This window comes from Actinomadura rupiterrae, assembly GCF_024172125.1.
Taxonomy (GTDB): domain Bacteria; phylum Actinomycetota; class Actinomycetes; order Streptosporangiales; family Streptosporangiaceae; genus Spirillospora; species Spirillospora rupiterrae.
The window spans coordinates 750420-772019 of record NZ_JAMZEA010000003.1; the positions used below are offsets into that span (position 1 = coordinate 750420).

The 21600-nt window shown below is 75.0% G+C and carries 17 protein-coding genes; 9 read left to right on the forward strand and 8 right to left on the reverse strand.

Annotated features, from left to right (window positions below):
• Positions 1–11 precede the first annotated feature (11 nt).
• Positions 12–1082 (forward strand): SdiA-regulated/phytase-like domain-containing protein, encoded by a 1071-nt coding sequence (locus FHU30_RS12175; RefSeq protein ID WP_253874993.1) that lies wholly within the window; start codon positions 12–14, stop codon positions 1080–1082.
• Between the two features lie 83 nt (positions 1083–1165).
• Positions 1166–3298 (forward strand): hypothetical protein, encoded by a 2133-nt coding sequence (locus FHU30_RS12180; protein ID WP_253875324.1) that lies wholly within the window; start codon positions 1166–1168, stop codon positions 3296–3298.
• A 39-nt stretch (positions 3299–3337) separates the two neighbouring features.
• Here the strand turns inward: FHU30_RS12180 and thpR are convergent, their stop codons facing one another.
• Entirely contained in the window at positions 3338–3910 is a 573-nt protein-coding gene (gene thpR / locus FHU30_RS12185; protein ID WP_253874995.1) for an RNA 2',3'-cyclic phosphodiesterase, read from the reverse strand.
• 83 nt (positions 3911–3993) lie between these two features.
• Positions 3994–5235 carry an MFS transporter gene (locus FHU30_RS12190; protein ID WP_253875325.1) on the reverse strand — a complete coding sequence of 414 codons (1242 nt, stop codon included), beginning with the start codon at positions 5233–5235 and terminating at the stop codon, positions 3994–3996.
• A gap of 231 nt (positions 5236–5466) precedes the next feature.
• Here FHU30_RS12190 and FHU30_RS12195 point away from each other — a divergent pair, with 231 nt between their 5' ends.
• Entirely contained in the window at positions 5467–6105 is a 639-nt protein-coding gene (locus FHU30_RS12195; protein ID WP_253874997.1) for a hypothetical protein, read from the forward strand.
• On the opposite strand, the gene FHU30_RS12200 is transcribed toward FHU30_RS12195, so the two are convergent.
• Positions 6089–6535: a MarR family transcriptional regulator gene (locus FHU30_RS12200; RefSeq protein WP_253874999.1), complete on the reverse strand. Its 447-nt coding sequence runs from the start codon at positions 6533–6535 to the stop codon at positions 6089–6091. The genes FHU30_RS12195 and FHU30_RS12200 overlap by 17 nt on opposite strands.
• Positions 6536–6646: 111 nt before the next feature.
• Here FHU30_RS12200 and FHU30_RS12205 point away from each other — a divergent pair, with 111 nt between their 5' ends.
• Positions 6647–6919: a DUF2530 domain-containing protein gene (locus FHU30_RS12205; protein ID WP_253875001.1), complete on the forward strand. Its 273-nt coding sequence runs from the start codon at positions 6647–6649 to the stop codon at positions 6917–6919.
• Between the two features lie 186 nt (positions 6920–7105).
• Here FHU30_RS12205 and FHU30_RS12210 read toward each other — a convergent pair whose 3' ends face one another.
• Together FHU30_RS12210 and FHU30_RS47625 are read right to left on the reverse strand one after the other, a co-directional pair.
• On the reverse strand, positions 7106–10348 hold the full coding sequence (locus tag FHU30_RS12210) for a sacsin N-terminal ATP-binding-like domain-containing protein (RefSeq protein WP_253875002.1): 3243 nt from the start codon (positions 10346–10348) through the stop codon (positions 7106–7108).
• A gap of 40 nt (positions 10349–10388) precedes the next feature.
• On the reverse strand, positions 10389–12023 hold the full coding sequence (locus tag FHU30_RS47625; RefSeq protein WP_372503866.1) for a DUF3027 domain-containing protein: 1635 nt from the start codon (positions 12021–12023) through the stop codon (positions 10389–10391).
• A 139-nt stretch (positions 12024–12162) separates the two neighbouring features.
• On the opposite strand from FHU30_RS47625, the gene FHU30_RS12220 reads away from it, so the two are divergent.
• Positions 12163–13662, forward strand: coding sequence for an MFS transporter (locus tag FHU30_RS12220; RefSeq protein WP_253875004.1), 1500 nt, complete (start codon positions 12163–12165; stop codon positions 13660–13662).
• Positions 13663–13820: 158 nt separating this feature from the next.
• On the opposite strand, the gene FHU30_RS46000 is transcribed toward FHU30_RS12220, so the two are convergent.
• Together FHU30_RS46000 and FHU30_RS12230 are read right to left on the reverse strand one after the other, a co-directional pair.
• A complete protein-coding gene (locus tag FHU30_RS46000) occupies positions 13821–14219 on the reverse strand; it encodes a cold-shock protein (RefSeq protein ID WP_308211276.1) in 399 nt (132 codons plus the stop codon).
• 109 nt (positions 14220–14328) lie between these two features.
• Positions 14329–15018, reverse strand: coding sequence for an HAD family hydrolase (locus FHU30_RS12230; RefSeq protein WP_253875006.1), 690 nt, complete (start codon positions 15016–15018; stop codon positions 14329–14331).
• Between the two features lie 350 nt (positions 15019–15368).
• Here FHU30_RS12230 and FHU30_RS12235 point away from each other — a divergent pair, with 350 nt between their 5' ends.
• Positions 15369–15749, forward strand: coding sequence for a hypothetical protein (locus tag FHU30_RS12235; protein WP_253875008.1), 381 nt, complete (start codon positions 15369–15371; stop codon positions 15747–15749).
• A gap of 82 nt (positions 15750–15831) precedes the next feature.
• Here the strand turns inward: FHU30_RS12235 and FHU30_RS12240 are convergent, their stop codons facing one another.
• On the reverse strand, positions 15832–16368 hold the full coding sequence (locus FHU30_RS12240; RefSeq protein WP_253875010.1) for a GNAT family N-acetyltransferase: 537 nt from the start codon (positions 16366–16368) through the stop codon (positions 15832–15834).
• A 180-nt stretch (positions 16369–16548) separates the two neighbouring features.
• Between FHU30_RS12240 and FHU30_RS12245 the strand changes: the two genes are divergently transcribed.
• The 3 genes from FHU30_RS12245 to FHU30_RS12255 all read left to right on the forward strand — a co-directional run bounded on the left by FHU30_RS12245 (position 16549) and on the right by FHU30_RS12255 (position 21519).
• On the forward strand, positions 16549–17169 hold the full coding sequence (locus tag FHU30_RS12245; protein WP_253875012.1) for a TetR/AcrR family transcriptional regulator: 621 nt from the start codon (positions 16549–16551) through the stop codon (positions 17167–17169).
• Between the two features lie 14 nt (positions 17170–17183).
• Positions 17184–19556, forward strand: coding sequence for a helicase-associated domain-containing protein (locus FHU30_RS12250; RefSeq protein ID WP_253875013.1), 2373 nt, complete (start codon positions 17184–17186; stop codon positions 19554–19556).
• 406 nt (positions 19557–19962) lie between these two features.
• The gene (locus FHU30_RS12255) at positions 19963–21519 is read left to right on the forward strand and encodes a TROVE domain-containing protein (RefSeq protein ID WP_253875015.1); all 1557 of its coding nucleotides are present in this window, start codon (positions 19963–19965) and stop codon (positions 21517–21519) included.
• Positions 21520–21600: the final 81 nt, after the last annotated feature.

A 21600-nucleotide genomic window follows, 5' to 3' on the forward strand; every position in this document is an offset into this window, starting at 1 on the left:
TCCGTGCTGCGTTGAGCCGGGTCGCCGCGTCGGCCCTGGCGCTCGCCGTCGCCTCCGCCGCGCTCTGGCCGCTTCCGGCCTCCGCCGGGCCCTCCTCCGCTCCGTCCGCCACGCCGTCCCCCACGCCGTCGCCGTCGGCGGGAACAGGCGGGGCGCGGGTCGCGTTCACGATCAACGATGAGCGGATCACCGAGTCGAGCGGGCTTGCGGCCAGCACCGCGCACCCCGGCGTCGTCTACACGCACAACGACTCGGGCGGCACGCCGCAGATCTTCGCGGTCGGGCCGGACGGCCGCGTGCAGGCCGTGCTGACCCTCGCGGGCGCGAGGAACCGCGACTGGGAGGCCATCGCGATGGGCCGCGACGACCGCGGCCGTCCGGCGATCTTCGTCGCGGACATCGGCGACAACCTCGGCGGCGCCTGGCCGTACGTGACCGTCTACCGGATCACCGAGCCGTCCGTGCTGCGCAGCGAGACCGTCGAGCCGGCCGCGTTCCGGTTCAAGTACGAGGACGGCCCGCGCAACGCCGAGGCCCTCATGATCGACCCGCGCACGAACCGGCTGTACGTCGCGAGCAAGCTGTTCTCCGGGGCGCTCTACGAGGCGCCCGGGAAGCTCTCCACCAGCGGGTTCAACAAGCTGCGCAAGATCGGCGACGCCCCGCCCATCGCGACCGACGGCGCGTTCGCGCCCGATGGCGACAGCTTCGTGATCCGCACCTACTTCGGCGCGCGGATCTACCGGATGGGCCCGGACGGCAAGCCCGGCGACTCCCACTCGATCCCGCTCCCGCAGCAGAAGCAGGGCGAGTCCGTCACCTACACGACGGACGGCTCGGCACTGCTCGTCGGCTCCGAAGGCGACGCCCAGCCGGTCTACCGGATCCCGCTGACCGGCGCCGACGCGGTCGCCGGGGCGACCCCGCCGCCCGATCCGAGCGGTCTGGCCACGCCGCCGCCCGGGAAGGACGATCATGACCGGGGCCGGCTGAAGCACACCGGGGGCCGCCGGGTCGCGCTCGTCCTGACGCTCGGGGTCGCCGCGCTCGTCGGTTACGGACTGGTCCGGCGGCGGCGCTGAACCGCCGCGAACCCCCTACTGACCGTCAGAACGGCCACCGGTTCAGAAAAGGAGGCGACGTGCCCGCCGGTTCCCGCGAGAGGATGCGGACTGTGGAACATGAGCTGGTCGGCCTGCACGGGTTCGGCGGCCGGTTTCGCCCGGTCGCGCCGGGGCCGTTCGTCCTGCTGGCGGTCGCCGCGGCGCTCGCGCCGGTGCGTCCCGGCTGGCTGTGGGCGGCGCTGATCCTCGCCGCCGCCACCGGGCCGTGGCTGGTCGGCGCGGTCGCGGCGCTGGTGCCGTGGGCGGCGCGGCGGCGCGGCCCGGCCTACTGGCGGCTGTCCGAACGCGGCCTCGAAAAGATCGGCCCGGACGGCTCGACCCTCGCCAGCTACGAGCGCGACCGCATCGAGGGCCTCGGCATCACCACCGGGGACGGCGTCCTGGTCGTCCAGCACAAGTTCGGCACCGCCTCGATCGGCCCGCTGCCGTCGCTCGGCCTGGAGCCCCTCGCGCTGTTCGTCACCGCGCGGCGGGTCGGCATCCCGGTGCGGCTGGTGCACGGCGAGGTCTCCGACCTGCTCGACCCCGCGCTGGACGACGCGGGCCGCCCGCCCGGCATGGACGACGACGCCGAGCTGGTCATCCCGCTCGGCCCGACCCGCGACCTGGCGGCCGAGCGCCGCCTGCTCGACCAGGAGGCGGCGCTGCTCGCCGCCGCGCACGAGGAGGCCGCCCCGGAACCGGCGGCCCCCGGCCCCGAGCGGGCCGTGCTGGCGTCCGCCGAGCCGGACCCGTCCCGGCGCCGCGTCCTGCTGCTCGGCGGGCTCTCGGGCGCGCTCGGCGTGGTCATGGTGCTGCGCCTGGCCGTGGACGGCCCGCCCGGCTTCGGCGTCCGCGTCGCGGCGGCGTGCTGGGTGCTGGCGTCGCTGGCCGCCGTCCTGGTGACCCGCCGCCGGTCCCTCGCGTCCGCCCGGACGGTCTGGACGATCGACCGCGACCTCATCCAGGTCTCCCGCCGCCCGCGCCGCTCCCGGGCCGCGTCCGGGGGCTGGGCGGCGCGCGGGGTCGTCCCGTCCCGCGGGGCCCTGACCGTCCCGGCGGCGGAGACCGCCGCGCTGGTCATCGGGCCCGGCCTGCGCGCCGACCCGCTGACCGGACGGCCCCGGCGCAGCGAGCTGTCGGTCCTGGCGTTCGACCACCGGCTGCGGCTGCTCGCCCGATTGCCCGCGCACGGCCTGGACGCCTTCCAGCTCGCGCACGCCCTCGCCGACCGCGGCTACCGCGTGGTCACCCCGGGCGCGCGGGCCCCCCGCACCCCCGAGTACGGCCTGGAGGGCCTGCCGGAGATCTTCGCGCGCGTCCCCGGCGGCCGGCTGGTCGTCGAGGACGGCGGCCTCGGCTGGGCCGACGCCGCGGGCGAGGTCGTCCTGCGCATGCCCGAGGACCGGCTCGGCGGCATCGAGCTGCTCACCATCGCCGGACACGCCTGGGTCCGGCTCTACGACTCCGACGGCGACGAGTTCTTCGCCGCGCCGCTGTCCGCGCTGCGCATCTCCCGCACCGACCTGCGCGAGGCCGCCCGCCGCGAGGGCCTGCCGGTGAACGACGCCGAGTACGACGCCTACCTGAGCGCGGCCTTCCACTCGGCGGTCTCCACGCTGACGCTCCCCGCGTCCGAGACCCCGGCGCTGGCCTCGGGCGCCGAGCCCGTCCCGCTCGAACTGACCGCGCCGCCCGCGCCGTCCCCGGCCCACGCGCCCGGCATCCTCCTCGACGCGACCCGCCGGTCCCGCTTCGGCACCTACGGCATGAGCCTGATCCTCGCCGAGATCGTCGCCGTCGTCGGCGCCGCCTGGCTCGGCCCGGACCTCGGCGGCTTCGTCACCACCGCGAGCTGGTCGGTGCCCGCCGGCCTGCTGGTCGGCCTCGGCGGCTACTGGCTGCACGACCGGGACCGCCCGCGCCTGCGCGTCTCCCCCGCCGGCCTCGCCGTCGTCACCCGCCGCGGCCGCGTCCGCTGGGAGCTGGCCCGCGACCGCGTCGCCGGCATCGGCATCGACGACGCCGCCGACCGCCTCCCCCGCCTCGTCGTCTGGAGCCCCACCGGCCGCGTCCTCCGCCAGGTCACCTTCCCCCCCGACCTCGCCGAACTCCGCCGAGCCTGCGAACGCTACGGCCTCCCCTGGGGCCCTCCCGACGCCGACCACCCCACCCCCCCACCCCCGGAGCTCTAACCCCCACACGAACAAGCCCCCCACAGCGGTCCGTGGGGCTTATTTGGGGGTTCGGAGGGGCCAGGAGGCGATGGGGTCGTAGAGGACCTTGGTGCGGCCGCCGGCGGGGAGGTGGCTGCGGACGAGGTGGACCCGGTCGGCCGTCCAGGGGGCGCCGGCGAAGGCGGACATGGGCTCCAGCAGCGGACGGACGTCCACGGGGTGGCGGCTGCGGGCGAGGGTGAGGTGGGGGCGGAAGGTGCGGTGGTTGTCCGGCGGGGTTCCGACGCGGCGTCCGGCGGCGGTGGTGGACGCGGCGAGGCGGGCGAGGCCGCGGCGGTCGCCGTAGAGGCCCGTCCAGAGGACGCGGGCGTGCGCGCCGCCGCCCGGGAAGGCGCCGCCGCCCGCCAGGGACAGGTTCAGGCGGTCGTGGCGGGCCGTGGCGCGTTCCAGGCGGGGCAGGAGGCGTTCGAGCGTCCGGTCGTCCACCTCGCCGAGGAAGGTGAGCGTGACGTGCAGCAGGTCGCGCTGCGTCCAGCGCAGGTCGGGGACGGTGTCCTGGAGCGGCGCGACGAAGCGCTCCAGCTCGTCCAGGACGTCCTGTGGCGGCAGCAGCGCGACGAACAGCCTCATGCGCGCATCCGGGCTCCCACGTCCGCCAGCCTCTCAGCCCGGACGGGTGCTTGTCACGCGCGGGACCGTTCCCACGTGCGGGATCAGCGTCCCGGGGCGGCGGCGAGGAGGCGGGCGAACAGCGGCCGGAGCTCCGCGCGCGGGACGGCCGCGACCGCGACGCCGAGCGTGGCGACGATGGCGACCGCGCCGCCCACGACGACGCTCGCCTGCGGCCCGAACGTCTCGGACATCCAACCGACCACGGGCGCGCCCAGCGGGTTCGTGCCGAGGAAGACCAGCATGTACAGGCCCATGACCCGCCCGCGCATCTCCGGCTCGACGCCCAGCTGCATGATCGCGTTCGCGGACGTGGTGAACGTCATCATCGCGATCCCCGCCGGCACCAGCGAGATCACGTAGGACCAGTACGTCGGCATCAGCCCGCCCGCGACGACCAGCGCCGCGAACACCAGCGCCGCGCCGATCAGCACCCGGAACCGGGGGTGCGCCGCCCGGCGCGCCGCCAGCAGCGCCCCGGTGAGCGCGCCGACCGCCATCATCGTGGACGCCAGCCCGAACGTGGACGCGCCGGAGTGGAACACCTGCCGCGAGATCAGCGCGACCGTGATCTGGAAGTTCATCGCGAACATCGAGACGAACCCGATGAGGACGAGCACCAGCATCAGGTCCCGCCGCCCCCGCACGTACCGCAGGCCCTCCCGGAGCTGGCCCTTCGCCCTGGCGACGGGCTCGACCGTCCGCAGCTCGCCGGGCCGCATGAGGTACAGCCCCAGCAGGACGGCCCCGAACGAGGCCGCGTTGACGAAGAACACCGGCCCGGTCCCGATCGCCGCGATCAGCAGCCCGGCGACCGCCGGACCGACCAGCCGGGCGCCGTTGAAGGTGGCGCTGTTCAGCGCGATCGCGTTGGGCAGGTCGTCCTTGCCGACCATCTCCACCACGAACGACTGCCGGGTCGGATTGTCGACCACGGTCGCGAGTCCGAGCAGGAACGCCAGCACGTACACGTGCCAGACCTGGGCCGTCCCGGTGACGGCGAGGACGCCGAGCACCAGCGCCAGCAGCCCCATCGCCGTCTGCGTGAGCATCAGCACGCGCCGCTTCGGGTACCGGTCGGCGATCACGCCGCCCCACAGCCCGAACAGCAGCAGCGGCAGGAACTGCAGCCCGGTCGTGATGCCGAGCGCGCTGCCGCCGTTCCCGTGCGCCAGGCCCAGCACCAGCCAGTCCTGCGCCACCCGCTGCATCCACGTCCCGGTGTTCGACACCACCTGCCCACCGGTGAACAGCCGGTAGTTCCTGTTCCTCAGCGACCGGAACATCCCGCCGCGAGCCTCGCGCTCCCCGGCGAACTCCGCAGCCCGCTCGGTCACCTCCGCCGTCCCGGTCCCGAGGGCCACCGCCACGCAGACACACCTCCGCCACTCGCAAAGTCCTTCTCTTTGCTAACGATATGCCCGCGTCCGACATTCCGCCATCCGAAACTTTCGCCCTAAGCTGCACCCCCATGCCCGGCCCCCACCGCTGGCCCGCCCACGAGCACCGCGCCGGCGGTGATCCCTGTCGGGCTCGATCATCTGCGGTTCGGCGCTGCGGCGATGCTGGTCGGGGCGTTCGGGGGGCGGCCGCTTTGCGAGGCTCCGGCCTGGTCGTCCTCGGATGCCATACGGAGGTTCAAGCGCGCGTGCGCGCATCCGGTGTTCGAGCACGAGATGGAGCCCGTCGCCGGGAACCTCGCCACGTTGATCGCCGACTCGGAGCGCAACCCCTGGATCTGGGACGACGTGCTCGGCGGGGTCAGGGTCGTCCCGGGGGTCGAGCCGCTCGACGCGCTTCACGACCTGCTCCAGCAGATGAGCGGGGCTTCCCCGGGGCCTTGGGACCTGTCGCTGGCTCAGCTGCCGATGAACGGCTGGGAGGTGCGGTTCCGGTTTCCGGAGCTGGGCGAATACGTGGCCGGGCCGGACGCGTTCCTCGCGGCGCGGGAGCCATACTGGCTGATGCTGCCGCCGGTGATCGGGGAGATCGGTGAGTTGCTGGCGCTGCTTCCCCGGGACGAGGACGTCGATCGCGCGATGGGACACCTCGGGGCGTCCGGCACCGGGTGGCGGGGACGGCTTGAGCGGCTGTCGGACGACCTGCACGTGCTGATCCGGCAGCGACGACGGGTGGTGGTCAGGTGGAGCGGCTGAGCTTGTCGAGGACGGGGGCGGCCTGGTGGAGGATCTCGCGCTCCTCCTCGGTGAGGTCGGCCAGGCGGCGGGCCAGCCACTGCTCCTTGCGGCGGCGCTCCTCGGCGAGCAGGGCCTTGCCCTCCTCGGTGGGGGCCAGGACGGCCTGGCGGCCGTCGGTGGGGTGCGGGGTGCGGGCCAGGAGGCCCTGGTCTTCGAGGAAGGCGATGACGCGGGTCATCGACGGCGGCTGGACCTTCTCGTGGTCGGCCAGCTCGCGCGGGGTCATGGAGCCGTGCCGGGCGAGGGCGGCGAGCGCGGCGAACTGGGTGAGGGTCAGCGGCGGGCGGGCGTCGTCCGGACGCGCCGGACGCAGGGTGCGCAGGCGGCGGGAGAGGCGCGCGACGGAGATGCGCAGCTCCTCGGCCAGGCTGTCGGTGCTGGTGTCCAACGGTCGGTTGCCCTCTCCCTGCGGTGCGCTGCCTCCATCGTCCCACGTCGGCGGCGGAATCGAACCGGGGGCGGGGGCCGAACCGGCCCGTCCGGCGCTTAGGCTGAGCGCATGAGCCGTCCGCGCCGCCCCGATCCGCCGCCGCTGGCGACCAACGACGTGCACCTCGCGATCGCCGGGACGGTCGCCTGGGCGATCGCGCTGGTCGTGCTGCTGCTCGTCGGGCTGCCGTCCGGGGAGCGCTGGTGGCTGTGGGTGTGCGTCGTCGGCATGGGCTGCGGCCTGTTCGGCGTCTGGTACATCCCGCGGTTGCAGGCGGCGCGCGAGCGGCTGGTCGCCGAGCGCGCGGCCCAACGCGCTGACGGTTCCGCGCGAGGTCGTTGAGGCGGGGGCCTAGGGCCTGTTTCGAAGTGGCCTCGGCCACGCGCGCGAACGCGTGACCAGCGCGGTGCCGCGACGCCGGAGGCGAGCGGCACCGCGCTGATCGCGAAGCGATGCCGCGTTCGCCCAGGCACGGTCACGGAGCGAGCCGCCAGCCGAGCGCAGTGGGCCGGGACTTTGAAACACAGCCTAGGGCTCCAGGTCGGCTTCGGCCAGCAGGGCGGGGACGTCCTCGGGCGCGCGCAGCACGGCCTCGGCCAGGTGCCGGTCGGGCCAGGCGCCGGTCGTCCAGGCCAGGGCGCGCGCCAGGCCGGAGGGCCCGACCGCGTGGATCTCGCCGTCGCCCACCCACCAGGGCACGTCCACGCCGTCCACGCTCAGGTCCTCGTGGGCGAGGTAGGTGCCGGGCGCGTCCGGCAGGACGGTCCTGATCACGTCCGGGACGGGCGCCGGCATGCCCGGCTCGGACGGTTCGCCCGTCACTTCCTCGCTCGCGCGCGGCAGGTCCAGCAGCTCGGCCAGCGCCCCGGCGCTGCCGGACGCGGCGATCACGAGCGGCTGGCCGGTCAGCAGCGGCAGCAGGTCGGGACGGTCCAGGACGAGCGCGTCGGCCGCGTCCACGACCTCGACGCGTCCGTCCACGATCGCGCGGACGGCCTCGGGCGGCTCGACGGCCTGCCCGGACGCGGCCAGCGCCGTCCACAGGACGCCGAGGTGCTCGCGGGAGATCTCGCGGGCGGGGTCGGCCATCCGGTCGAGCAGCTCGGCCGCGCCGCCCGGCTCGTCGAGCAGGTCGTCCAGGGTCGTGCGGACGCCGAGGGCGAGCAGCAGGCCCTCGTCCAGGCCCTCGGGAGCCGCGTCGTAGAGGCCGTGCAGGAGGTCGTCGCCGCCGGGGAGGCGGAACCGTCCGGGGAGACGGCCGTCCAGAACGGGGTGCCGCCGGAGCCACCACGCGGTGTAGGACGGCGCGGACACCCTTCGCCCGCCGTCTACGCTGACCAGGGCGGGTTCGACGACGGCGGCGCGCAGCGGCGGCCGGGACAACAGACCCAGCGCGGCGTGCCAGTCCTGCACGAGCTCCAGGTCGCGGACGGCGGTGAACTCGGGGACCAGCGGCGGGAGGTCCTGGTCGCCGACGCGGGCCAGGACGTCCTCGGCCCAGCCGTCCTCGCCGTCCAGGTGGAGGGTGTCGGCGGCGTCGGCGAGGCCGATCACGTTGACGTCCTCGGCGCGGACGGTCGCGAACCCGTCCAGGACCCCGGCCGCGGCGAGCACCTCGGAACCGAAACGGTCGACCAGTTCGGCGGATACGGTCGCGAAGGGCGCATCCTCCGCCATGATCGCGTGCAGCGGGCTGTCCGGCAGCAGCAGCTCCCCGGCCGCGGACGGCTCGCCGTCGTCGGCGGGCAGCGCCAGGTTCTCCAGCCACGGCTCGTCGCCCGGGTCGAGCCGCGCCTCCCGGACGAGCGTCAGCACCGCCTCGGCGAGGGCGTCCGCGTCCTCGGCGTCGAACGACTCCTCGACCGCCGCCCGGACGGCCGGGTCGGCGAGCACCTGCCGCGGCCCCGCCTCGATCGCGCCGAGCCTGGTCAGCAGCGGGTGCACCGCCTCCGGGTGGACGATCCGGAGCCCGAGCGGTTCGAGCGCCGCGACGTCCCCGGACGTGATCAGCGTCCCGCGCGGGCCGCGCGAGAGGCGCCCGTCGGCGAGCGGGACGGGCAGCGCGCCGAGGCCGTCGGCCGACGCCCCCGACAGGCTCTCGTAGAGCGACTTCCACCAGGTCGGAGGGCGTTCGAAGGAGACCAGCGCGTCCACGACGTCCGCGATCTCCATGCGGCGGACGCCGAGCGCGTCCAGCGGCTGGCTCCGCACCGGCCAGCCCGGCGGCAGCAGGCCGGGCATGGCCTCGGCCATCAGGTCGAGGAACGGCGGCGGCGCGTCCAGCGCCACGGCGTCCGGGCCGCGCATCGGGCCGGGCAGAAGCGGGGTTCCGGGCAGCCTGGCCAGGATCGCCCGGCGCAGCTTCGCGTCCAGCTCCCCGGCCCCGACCGGGCTCGGGACGAGATCGAGCACGGCGGGCTCACCGGCCGACCCGCGCATCAGCTCGACATAGGCGTCGGCGGCGCGCTCGACCAGGAAGTCGGTGAGCGGACCGGGCGCGACATGCCGCCGGTCCGGCGCCAGCGGGAACGACGCGATCAGCAGCGGCGCGAGGTCGATCCGCTCGTCCGAGGGCGTCGGCGCATGCAGGACGGCCGGAACCCCGACCTTCTCCGCACTAAGAACCCGCCCACCCCCGCCGCCCCCTAGACGGCCGTCCAGCCCAGCGTCCAGACCACCGGAAGCCTCGATGGGAAGCGCCCAGCGGACTTGCCAGCCGGTACGCAGGCGCTCCTCGGTCGGCCGGTCCGCGAGCAGCTCGGCGGGAATCTCCCCGTGCGCCTCGACCGTCCGCCACTCCCCGAGCCGCACCTCGCGGACGTCGCCGTCCACGTCGACCTCGACGGACTCCAACGCAGGCAACGCGAGCAGCAGCGCAGGCCCGACCTCGCCCAACTGCACCCGAACCCGCTCGACCGCCCCCGCATCCCGCAGGGGCAACCGAACAACCGTCGCAAACCCCTCCAACCCCCCGCCCCCACCAGCAGACGCGGCCCCTCCAGCGGACGCGGCCACCTCGCCAGGCGTCGGCCCTCCGGTGGACGCAGCCCCTTCGCCCCGCGCGGGTCCTTCGCCGCGCGCGGGTCCTTCGCCGCGCGCGGGTCCTTCGCCGCGCGCGGGTCCTTCGCCCCACGCGGGTCCTTCGCCCCACGCGGGTCCTTCGCCCCGCGCGAGTTCTGCGCCGCGCGTCGGCCCTTCGCCGCGCGTGAGTCCTTCGGCGGACGTCGGCCCTTCGGCGGGGGTGGGTTCTTCGGCGGGGGCGGGCTCGGGGAAGGGGAGGCGGAGGAGGGGGAGGTGGCCTGATCTTGCGGTGAGTTCGTCGGCGAGTTCCGGGATGTCGGCGACCAGGGCTCGGGCGCGGGCCAGCGACCATGACACACCGCCCGAAGCGGACGTGATGGACGGCTCGTCGGTGACCGAAACCACGGCGGCGAACCCGACGCCGAATCGCCCAACCGATCCGGCCTCGTCCCGCTTTGCGGAGGCGCGCAGCGTGGACAGGGCCTCCACGCCGTCGGGTGTCAGCGGCGCGCCGGTGTTCGCGGCGGTCAGCACGTCCCCGCGCAGCGCGAGCCGCAGCCGCCCGGGGACGCCCGCGCGCGAGGCCGCGTCGGCCGCGTTCTGCGCCAGCTCGACCACGACCCGGTCGCGGTACCCGCCGAGCGCGAAATCCTCTTCGGTGTTGGCGTCGGCGCGGAACCGCGCCGACGACTCCGCCCAAGCCCTCAGAACACGCGCGCGCAGCGCGTCCGTGCCGAACGCGTCGTCCACAGCCGCGTCACCCAATGCCGTTCGCTCGAAGTCCGGCCGGTCAGCCCTCGTCGCCGTTCTCAGCTGCTCCAGCGTCCGGCGCGTCGCCGGTCTCGGCGCGCTTCCGCGCACGTGTCCGGCCGGACGTCCCGGTGCCGCCTTCGGCCGCGGCCCGCGTCTTCCGCGTACGCCCGCCGGACCCGCCGGATTCCGCGGTGGCGCGGGCCTTCCGCGTCCGCGCGGGAGCCGCCTCGCCCGACTCGCCCTCGGCCGCACCGGCGTCGGACGCGCTGCGCTTCGCTGCGGAGGTTCGCCGGCGGGTCGCTCCGGCCTCGGGCTCGTCACCGTCCGCCGCAGCGGCCTTCGTCGCGGACGCGCGCCGGCGCGTCGTCCCGCCCTCGGGCGCGCCGTCCTCGGCCGGTGTGCTCTTTGCGGTGGATGCGCGTCGGGTGCGGGTGCGGGTCGCCTTGGCCTTTGTGCCGGTGCTCTCGGCCGCTTCCGCCTGGGCCTCGCCGCCGGTGGCGCCGTCTTCGACCGCGCCGTCCTTCGGCGTGTCGCCAGGAGCCTCGTCCTGGGACGATTCGGGCTTCGCGGCGGCTCGCTTGGACGTCGCGCGCGGCTTGCGGGCGGCGGTCTTGCGCGCGGGCACCTTCGCCTCGTCCGAAGCGGCCTCATCTGCGGTGGCCTTGGCGGTCTTGCGGGTGCGGCCCTTGGTCGTCTTCGCGGCAGGCGCTTCCGGCTCGTCCGACACTGTCTCGGACGGAGCCTCGGTCTTCGTTGTCGCGCGGCCCTTGCGGACGGCGGTCTTGGTCGCCTCGACCGCCGGCGCCTCGCCCTCGGCCTCAGCGACCTCGCCCTCGGACGGGGTGTCGGTGACGACCTCGAAGTCCAGCTCGTCCAGGACGGGCGGGCCGTGCTCGGAGGCGGCCGGGAGTGTCACGGCGTCGGAGTGCGCGCCGCAGCCGTGGTCGGCCGACACCACGCGGCCGTCGTCCGGGGCGTACTCGTTGGCGCAGACGCCGAACAGCTGGCGCAGGCCGCCCGCCAGCGTCACGTAGAAGCCGCAGGTGGCGCAGTGCGCGGGCGCGGACGTGGCGATCGGGGCGCGCGGCCCAGCGACGCCCTCGTACCAGCGTTCCGCGGCCTCGTCGCGGCCCTCGGCGGACAGCACGCGCGGGCGCCCGAGCCCCAGCTCCCACTGGACCTCCCGCACCTCGGGGTCGGCGGTCTCGGTGTAGCCGGGCGCGAGCCGCGCGTCGTCCGGCGCGGTGGGCATGAGGTCGCCGGGGCCGATGTCGCCGGGACGCAGCCGCTCCAGCCACGGCACCCAGGCCGGGGCGAGCAGCGCGTCGTCGCCGGGCAGCAGCACGCACTCGTCGACGGTCACGTTCCTGGCGCGGGAGGCGCGGGCGACGGTGACGGCCCAGCGCCAGCCGCGGTACCCCGGGTCCAGGCAGGCGAAGTAGTGGGTGACGACGCGCTCGGCCTCGGCGACCAGGCCGAGGTGCTCGCCGACCCCCAGGGGCGCGGCGGTCTGCGCGGCGGCGTCGCGGGCGAGCTCGACCGCCTCGGCGCATGCCTCGTCGACGGCGGGCGGGCGGCTGCGCCGCGTCCCGCCCGCGGCGGCGCCGGCGGTTGCGGCGCCGGACCGGGACCCGGTGGAACGCGCGGTGCTGGACTGACGGGTTGGGCTCACCCCTCAATTCTCGCCCATGGATGGACGTGGCCGGGCACGCGCCCGCCCCGGGGACGGCTGATCGGCGCTTCGAGGGGAACATACCCTCGTTACAGGCCCTCCGCCGTCCGCACGACACCGAGGAGCACGCCGGGACCAGATGTCCGAATCCGCAGGTCATCCCGCTGGGGACCGCCCGCACGGCGGCCCGGGCGCCGCGCGCGCCGGCGCGGGTCACACCTCGGCCACGAACGCGGCGGACTCCGGCGAAACCCGCGTTTTCGGCCGAATGCGCCGCGGCGGGCGGGCCTTCCGCGGCGGTTTCCGGCGGATCGGACGGATCACCCGGCGCGCCACGCACGCCCAGGGCGCCGGGCGCAGCGGCCTCGGCGCGCTGATCGAGGCGGCGGCGGTGAACTCGGCCGGGGACGCCATGGTCGCGGTCGCGCTCGCCGGAACGCTGTTCTTCAACCTGGACGTGAACCAGGCGCGCGGCCAGGTGGCGCTTTACCTGCTGGTGACGATGGCGCCGTTCGCGCTGGTCGCGCCGCTGATCGGCCCCGCGCTGGACCGGATGCGGCACGTCCGACGGTACGCGCTGGCCGGGACGATGGCGGGGCGCGGGGTGCTGTGCTGGGCGATGGCCGGGGCCGTCCTGCACGGCGACCAGGTGACCTTCCTGCCCGCCGCGTTCGGCGTGCTGGTGCTGTCGAAGGCGTTCGGGGTGCTGAAATCGGCGGTCACGCCGCGCGTCCTGCCCGAGGGGATCACCCTGGTCACGGCTAACGCGCGGGTGTCGTTCGCGGGCCTGCTGGCGGCGGCGGTCGCGGCCCCGGTCGGCGCGGGGCTGTCGCTACTGATCGGCGCGGACTGGCTGCTGCGGCTCGCGCCGGTCGTGTTCGGGCTCGGCGTCGTCCTGGTGCTGCGCCTGCCCGCCCACGTGGACGACCCGGACTCGGGCAAACCGCCGGTCGAGGGGCCCCTGGCGGGTGTGGAACGGGCGAAGACCGTCCGCGGACGCTGGCGGACGCTGCACAAGGTCGGCCCGGTCGTCGCGGAGGCGATGCAGGCGAACGCCGTGCTCCGCGCGTTCTCCGGCTTCCTGATCATCTACCTGGCGTTCGTGCTGCGGCAGGAGAAGTTCGAGCCGGTGCCGCACAACGTGGCGCTCGGGCTGCTCGCGGCGTGCGCGGGCGCGGGCGGCCTCGCCGGGACGGCCCTCGGCGCGTGGATGAAGGCGCGCGCCCCGCAGTTCATCGTGTACGCGACGCTCGGCTTCGTCACGGCCGTCGCGGCGGTCAGCGCCGCGCTGTTCGGGCTCTGGGCGGCGCTCGCGGTGGCGTTCGCGGGCGCGGTCGGGCAGACGCTCGGCAAGCTGTCCCTGGACGCGGTGGTGCAGCGGGAGATCGGCGAGGAGGTCCGCTCGTCCACGTTCGCGGTGTCGGAGACCCTGCACCAGCTCGTCTGGGTCGCGGGCGGGCTGCTCGGCCTGGCCATGTCCATGGTCGCGGACGGCCGGGTCGCGCTGATGCTGGTCGCCGCGGTGATGGCGGTCGCGCTCACGCTGCTGCTCGTCCGCCATTCGGGCGTCCGCCACCGCGGGACGCGCCGCTCCGGCACGCGCCGCGCGGGCAGGCGCCGCCGACCGCGGACCGGCTAGCGGAAAACGGCCGGATGCGGCCGCAACCCGTCCCGAAACCGGAACGGCCGCCCGGACGGGCCAGGCAGCCGCCAAACCCGGAAAACGGCCCCATCCAGCCGTCCGGAGCCGGAAAACGGCCGCCCAGGCGCGCTGGGCGGCCGCCGGAGGGGGTCGGGTCAGGGGGCGGCCAGGTCGTCCGCGACGGCGCGCAGCACGGTCGCGATCTTCTTGGCCTCCGCCGGGGACGGGTGCTTGCCGCGCCGGTAGGTGTTGGAGATGACGTCCAGCAGCTTGATGAGGTCCTCGGTGATGACGACCATCTCGTCCGGCTTCTTGCGCTTCTGCCGCTGCAGGGTCTTCTCCACCGAGGGCAGGGTGTCCAGCGTGCGCAACTGGTGGGCCTGCTGGCCGCGCCTGCCCTCGACCACGCCGAACTCGACGCGCTGGCCGGGCTTCAGTGCCTGGACTCCGTCGGGAAGCGCCGAGGAGTGCACGAAGACCTCACCGCCGTCGTCGCGGGTGAGAAAGCCGAATCCCTTGTCGGCGTCGTACCACTTGACCTTGCCAGTGGGCACGGGAACCTCGTCTAGCTCGTTCTGGGTTGGCCCTCAAGATTAGTGCCTCGCCGACTGCCGGAGAACACGCGTGCGACCCCGGAAACCCCTGCGCGGCAACGGACTGAAGCTACCGGCGCACATCCGGGACCGCATCTGAATAACCTTCGGGACGCCCTTCCGGATGACCGTTCGGGTAACGGCCCGCGTAACGGCGGGTCAGCCAATCCGGGAAAGCGCGCAGGTCGGGCAGGACGATGTCCGCGCCGTAGTCGGTAAGGGCCGCCGCGTCGAATCCGCCGGTCGCCACTCCGATCGAGGTGATCTCGGCGGCGCGGGCCGCGTCCACGTCACCGGGATGGTCGCCGACGTAGGCCACGGCGCGGTGTTCGCGCAGCGCGACGCCCTTGTCCATGCCGAACAGGCCGCCGACCACCGCGTCCACCGGGAAGTCCAGGTGCCGGACGGTCCGCTCGGTGTCGGCCTGGTTCTTGCCGGACACCACGACGACGCGTCCGCCCAGCTGCCGCACCGCGTCGAGCGCCTCGCGCGCGCCGTCCATCGCGACCGTGGCGGGGATCGCGATCTCCGGGTACACCGCGCGGTACCGGGCGACCATCTCCGGGACCCGCTCCGGCGGGTACCAGTAGCCGATCTCCTCCTCCAGCGGCGGCCCGATCCGGCGGACGACCGCGGCGGTGTCGATCGGCACGCCCGTCTCCTCGGACAGCGCGCGGTAGACGGCCGCGATGGCCGTCCTCGTGTCGGCGAGGGTCAGGTCGAGGTCGAAACCGATGGCGAAGGGCTCTAGGTAAGGCACGCCCCACAGGGTAAAGGGGTAGGTATGACGGTTCCGCCGGTGGCGGCCGCCCGCCGCCCGCCCCCACGGCCCTCGCACGCGCCCGCACGGCCCTTGCGCGCGCCCGCACGGCCCTCGTGCGCGCACGCGCAAGAACTCCCCCTGGACACGCGTACCCGCGCTCTCCCGGTAGTGGCGATGCGACGGGATCCGAGTAGGAGAGCGCGGGAGCTGTGTACGCGTCCGGTGCCGGACCGGTGCGGTGTTGTGGCGGTGCCTGCTGGACTTATCCCCGCCGCCCGGGGCGGCAACCCCGCCACCTGGGAAAACGCCGGTCCCGAATGCCCCATGCGCGTCCCAAGGAGGATGTGATGACACAGGAGCGCGACTCCGCGGCCCGCACCGATCCCGGCGGGACGGCCCGGACCCGGCGGATCGGCCCGCCCGGCGGCGGTGTCGCGGCGGCCCGGCGCCGCGCGGTCGGCTGGCTGGTGACGCTGATCTCGATCGTGACGACGGTCGTGGTGGTGATCCTGGCCGTCCACATCGTCTTCGTGGCGTTCGACGCCAACACCGGCAACGCGCTCGTGCACCGGATCGGCTCGTGGGCCGGCCACCTGGCCTGGCAGTTCAAGGACGTCTTCCAGCCGAAGAACCACAAGGCCGAGATCGCGGTGAACTACGGCCTCGCCGCCCTGGTGTACCTGGTGGTCGGCCGCATCCTGGTCGCCCTCGTCCGCCGCGTCCGCTAGCCGGGGAAGCCCGGTGGCCGCGGCAAACCCGCAGCCGCGGCAATCCGGGCGTCCGTAATCAAGCAGATCAGAAGAAGACAGGTCAGAACGGGTCGAGCGGGGCGGACTCGACGAGCTCGGGCGCGCCGCCGGCCGGGTCGAGCACGCGGACGGCCTCGAACGGCCACGACGCGTCCAGCCAGTGCCGGACGAAGTCGGCCAGCTCCTTGTCCAAGCCGGGGTGGTCGTTCCCCGAGCGGACCCAGAACGACAGGACTGCCTGCGCGCCGTCCGCCGCGTCCGGCTCGGCGGGGAACACGTGGATGCGGCCGAGCTGGCGCTCCTCGTCCGGTGTGGTCACCACGTAGGTGAACTGGCGGCGCAGCTGCCCTTCCTTCTGCATCCACGCGACGTCCACCAGCGCCTGCTCGACGGTCAGGTCGGGCCGCGGCCAGCCCCAGTCGGCGGCGAAGCGGTCCCGCAGCTCGGGCAGGCTGTCCATCACCGCGCCGTAGTCGCGCACCGCGTCGTGCACGGTGATCGGACGGATCCGGAAGCCCTGCCCGGCGACCAGGGTGGGCACCTCGAAGTCCTCGGGCAGGAAGGCCGTCCCGCAACCCGTCCCAGGCGGCAGCGCCATGCGTCGACCCTTTCCACGCTCCGGCCCCTCCCGGCGACGGGGGCGCGAAGCCAACGACTCTAGCCCCAGGCGGCGCGGCCGAGCCCGCCTAACCGGATTTCGGGCGAGCCCGCGGCGGGGTGAGGGCACGCCCGGTCCGGGATGATGCCTTAGCCTTTGAGCGGAGGGGTGCACATCAACATGACGACTTCTACGCGCGAGCGGATCGTGGCCGAGTCGCTCCGGCTGTTCGCGGACCGGGGCTACGCCGCGACATCGGTCGCCGAGATCGAGGCGGCGGCGGGCCTGTCGCCCGGCGCCGGCGGGCTGTACCGGCACTTCCGGTCCAAGGAGGAGGTGCTCGCCTCGGCCATCCGCGAGCACATCGAGCGGACCCGGCAGCAGGTCAGCGACGTGCTCGAAGAGGCGACGCAGTACGAGGACCGCCCGCTGGAGGTCCGGCTGCGGATGACCTGCCAGGCCGGGCTGGCCAAGATGCGCGAGGAGCAGGACCTCATCCGGGTGCTGTTCCGCGACCTCGACCAGTTCCCGAACCTGGTCGCGGAGATGCGCGAGGGCATCGTGAACCCGCTCTACGACGGCATCGCGACCTGGCTCTCGCAGCAGCCCGAGTTCGCCGGCTCCGACGAGGACTGGGCGGCGATCGCCTCGATCCTCGGCGGCGCGGTGGTGAACTACTGGCTCGCCAACGAGTCGATGTACGAGCCGCCGACCCGGATCGACGAGAAGCGGTTCGTCGCCAGCTGGGCCCGGCTGGGCCTCGGCCTGGTCAACCTGGACCGCGCGCCCGCCTCGTCCTGACGCCGCGTCCGGCCATGGTGGACAGCTTCGCGGACTGGTTGCGCGGACGCGACGACGCCGAGCTGCGCGCGCTCCTGGCGGCGCGGCCGGAGCTCGTCGCGCCCGTGCCCGCCGACCTGACCGCGCTGGCCGCCCGGGCCGCGACACCCGCCGCGGTGTCCCGCGCGCTGGACCGACTGGACGCGTTCGCGCTGGCCGTCCTCGCCGGGGTGCTGGTGCTGCCCGACCCGGTCCGCGTCGCCGACCTGGCCACCGCGCTGCCCGCGCCGCGCAAGGCGGTGTCGGCGGCGCTCACCGCGCTGCGCCGCGAGGCGCTCGTCTGGGGCACCCGGACGCACCGCGCCGCGCCCGGCGTCCGGCAGGCGCTCCCGCAGCCCGCCGGCCTCGGCCCGCCCGCCGCCGAGGCGTTCGCCTCCTACCCCGCCGAACGGCTCGCCGCGCTGGTCGCCGACCTCGACGGCGAGGAGCCGCGCGGGTTCACCGACGCGTCCCGGCTGATCGCGCGGATCGCCGAGCGGCTCGCCGACCCGTCCGACCTGATCGCGGACGCCGGGGACGACGCCCGCGCCGCGCTCGACCGCCTCGCCTGGGGCCCGCCGGTCGGACGCGTCGCCGACGCCCGCCGTCCCGTCCGTGTCGGCACCGCCGAGACGCCCGTCGAACGGCTCCTCGCGCGCGGCCTGCTCGCCGCCGAGGACGACCGGACCGTGACCGTCCCGCGCGAGGTCGCCCTCCACCTGCGCGGCGGCCGCCTATTCCGGGACCTCGCCGCCGAACCGCCGTCGCTCGGCGCCGACGCGCGCGCACGAGACGAGGACACCGTCGTGCGCGGCGCGGCGGGCGAGGCGTTCACGCTCGTCCGCGAGATCGAGGAGCTGCTGGAACGCTGGGGCCTGGAGCCGCCGCCGGTGCTGCGCAGCGGCGGGCTCGCCGTCCGCGACCTGCGCGCCGCCGCGGCGCTCCTGGACGTCCCCGAATGGCGCGCCGCGCTGCTCGCCGAGGTCGCGCAGGCCGCGGGCCTGCTGACACGCTCCGGCGACCTGGACGGCGAGTGGCTCCCGACCCCCGCCTACGACCTGTGGCTCCGCCGCGACATCGCCGGCCGCTGGTCCGAGCTCGCGCACGGCTGGCTGCGCACCGACCGCGTCCCCGGCCTCGTCGGCGAGCGCGACGACCGCGACCGGCTGGTCAACGCGCTGAGCGAGTACGCCCGGCACGGCAGCGCCCCCGCGACGCGGCTCGCGGTGCTGTCCGTCCTCGCGGACGCGCCGGACGGCGCGCCCGTCACCGCCGACGCCGTCCGCGAGCGCCTCGACTGGCTCCAGCCGCGCCGCGGCGGTCCGCTGCGCGACCGGCTCGTGGACTTCACGCTCCGCGAGGCCGCCGTTCTCGGCCTGACCGGTTTCGGGGTCCTCGCCCCCTTCGCCCGCGACCTGCTGGACGGCGCCGACCCCGAACCCGGCCTCGCCAAGCACCTCCCCGAACCCGTCGACAAGGTGCTGATCCAGGCCGACCTGACCGCCGTCGCGCCCGGCCCGCTCGTCACCGACCTCGCCCGCGAGCTGGCGCTCACCGCCGACGTCGAGTCCACGGGCGGCGCGACCGTCTACCGCTTCACCGCCGAGTCCGTCCGCCGCGCCCTGGACGCCGGACGATCCGCAGCCGACCTGCTCGACCTGCTCGCCCGGCACTCCGCCACACCCGTCCCGCAACCGCTCACCTACCTCGTCGAGGACGTCGCGCGGCGGCACGGCCAGCTCCGCGTCGGCTCCCTCGTCTCCTACGTCCGCGCCGACAACCCCGCCACGCTGGACGAGATCGTCGCCGACCGGCGCGCCGAGGCGCTGCGGCTGCACCGGCTCGCGCCGACCGTGCTGGCGTCCGGGCTCGGCCGCGCCGAACTGCTGTCCGGGCTGCGCGGGCTCGGCCTCGCCCCGGTCGCCGAGTCGCCCGGCGGCGGCGTGATCGTCACCCGGCCGGACGCGCGGCGCGCCGAACCGCCGCCGTCCACCGAGATCGTCCGGCTGCGTCCGGCCGACGCCGCCGAGGACTCGGTGATCACCGCGACCGTCCGGGCGCTGCGCGCGGGCGAGGAGGCGTCCCGGCTCGGCGCGGCCCGGCAGGCGGCCGCCCGCCCCGGCGCCCCGGACGGCGAGCCGCCGCGCTCCCCGGCCGTCGCGACCGTCGAGCTGCTGCGCGGCGCCGTCGACCGGGGTGCCCGCGTCTGGATCGGCTACCTCGACCAGCAGGGCCAGGCGTCCAGCCGCATCGTCGAGCCGATCCGCGTCGAGGGCGGCTTCCTGACCGGCTTCGACGCCACCCGCGCCGCCGTCCACCGCTTCGCCCTGCACCGCATCACCGGCGTCACCGAACTCGACCCCGAATAATTCGGTTGCCGGCCCCCGCCATTCCCGGGCAAGGTATTCCTCGTACGGCGACGACGGCCCGAGAGGAGGGCTCCGGAAATGCAGAGACCGAAGCCAGAGCCCTCGGGCTGCAGAATCGCCGTCCCCAGACGCGCGCCCGGTGCGTAGGCAGCGGTTACTTCCGCTGATAACGGGGTGACGCGGGTTCGAATCCCGCCCGTTCGACTCGGCGAACGGTAGCTCAGTGGCCTAGAGCGCCTATGTACCGCAGCCGCCCTTGATCTCGGGCGCGCCCCCTGTCCCCTCCCGATGCGCAGGTCGAAGCTACTTCGGCACGTATTCGGCCCGAACCGGCCGTTACGTAAGGCTCCGGCCGTCCTTGGCCTCGGGAGGGGCTTTTACTTTCCGCCTCCCAGGAGGTTCCACCATGTCCAAGTTCAACCGAGGCCGTATCACCGGCGCACTGAGCCCCGTGAAGAGCCGTTTCCAGCCGACCGGCCGTACCCATGAGGGCTCCCCCGGTTACGCGCGGGACGCCAAGAGCGAGCTTTTCCTTTTCGCGGTTTCCAACATGGTGGGCGAGCAGACCTTCTACGAGAAGGCGGACGACCGCGACGCGCGCTTCCGCGACCTGGTCCGCAAGGTCGCCGTGGACGACGTGGACTGGCTGACCCGCATGGTCGGCTGGCTGCGCGACTCCGCCGGCATGCGCTCGGCGAGCGTCGTGGCCGCCGCCGAAGGCGTCGCCGCCCGTCTCGCGGCGGACGCGTCCGGCGGGAACCGGGCGCTCGTCCGGGCGGCGCTGCGCCGCGCGGACGAGCCGGGCGAGCTGCTGGCGTACTGGCAGTCCCGCTTCGGGCGGGCGCTGCCGCAGCCGGTGAAGCGCGGCCTCGCCGACGGCGCCCGCGCCCTGTACACCGAGCGGTCCCTGATCAAGTACGACACCGGGACCGTCCGGTTCGCGGACGTGCTGGAGCTCACGCACCCGCGCGCGTCCGACGACCGGCAGGGCGACCTGTTCCGGCACGCGATCGACCGGCGGCACGGGCGCGGCGACGAGATCCCGGCGTCGCTGGCGATGCTGCGCGCGCGGGCTTCGCTCCTCGCTCTGCCGCACGGCGAGCGCCGCAAGCTCCTCGCCCGCGAGGACGCCACGGAGGTCCTGGCCGCCGCCGGGATGACCTGGGAGTCCCTCGCGGGGTGGCTGGGCGGCCCGCTCACCGCCGCGTTCTGGGAGCGGATCGTCCCGTCGATGGGCTACTTCGCGCTGCTCCGCAACCTGCGGAGCCTCGACAAGGCACGCGTCTCGGACGAGGTCGCCGCGCGGGTCGCGGCCCGCCTGGCGGACCCGGCGAACGTGGCGCGCTCGCGCGTCCTGCCGATGCGCTTCCTGTCCGCGCACCGCGCGGCGGGGTCGCTGCGGTGGGCGTGGCCGCTGGAGCAGGCGCTGAACGCGTCGCTGGCGAACGTCCCGTCCCTGCCCGGCCGGACGCTGATCCTCGTCGACCGCTCGGGCTCGATGTTCGGCCGGCTGTCCGAGCGCTCGGACCTGACCTCGGCGGACGCCGCCGCCGTCTTCGGGACCGCGCTCGCGCTCCGGGCGGAGCGGGCGGACCTGGTGCAGTTCGGCACGTCCCACGAGGCGGTCCGGTTCCAGCCGGGCGACTCCGTCCTGAAGATCGTCCAGGCGTTCAGGAACTGCGGCGGCACGGACACGGCGGCGGCCGTCCGGGCGCACTACCGGAACCACGACCGGGTCGTCATCGTCACCGACGAGCAGGCGTGGGGCACCGTCTGGGGCCGCGAGCCGACCCGGGCGGTGCCGGACCGGGTCCCGGTCTACACCTGGAACCTGGTCGGCTACCGGTACGGGCACGGGCCGTCCGGCGGGGCGAACCGGCACACGTTCGCGGGCCTGTCGGACGCGGCGTTCGCGATGATCCCGCTCATCGAGTCCGGCCGCACCGCCGACTGGCCGTTCTGACCAGACCGCGTGCCGGTCTCGCCGCCGCCCGGGCGGTCTGAGCGCGGCTCGGGCGGTCTGACCGGATCGCGTGACGGCCGG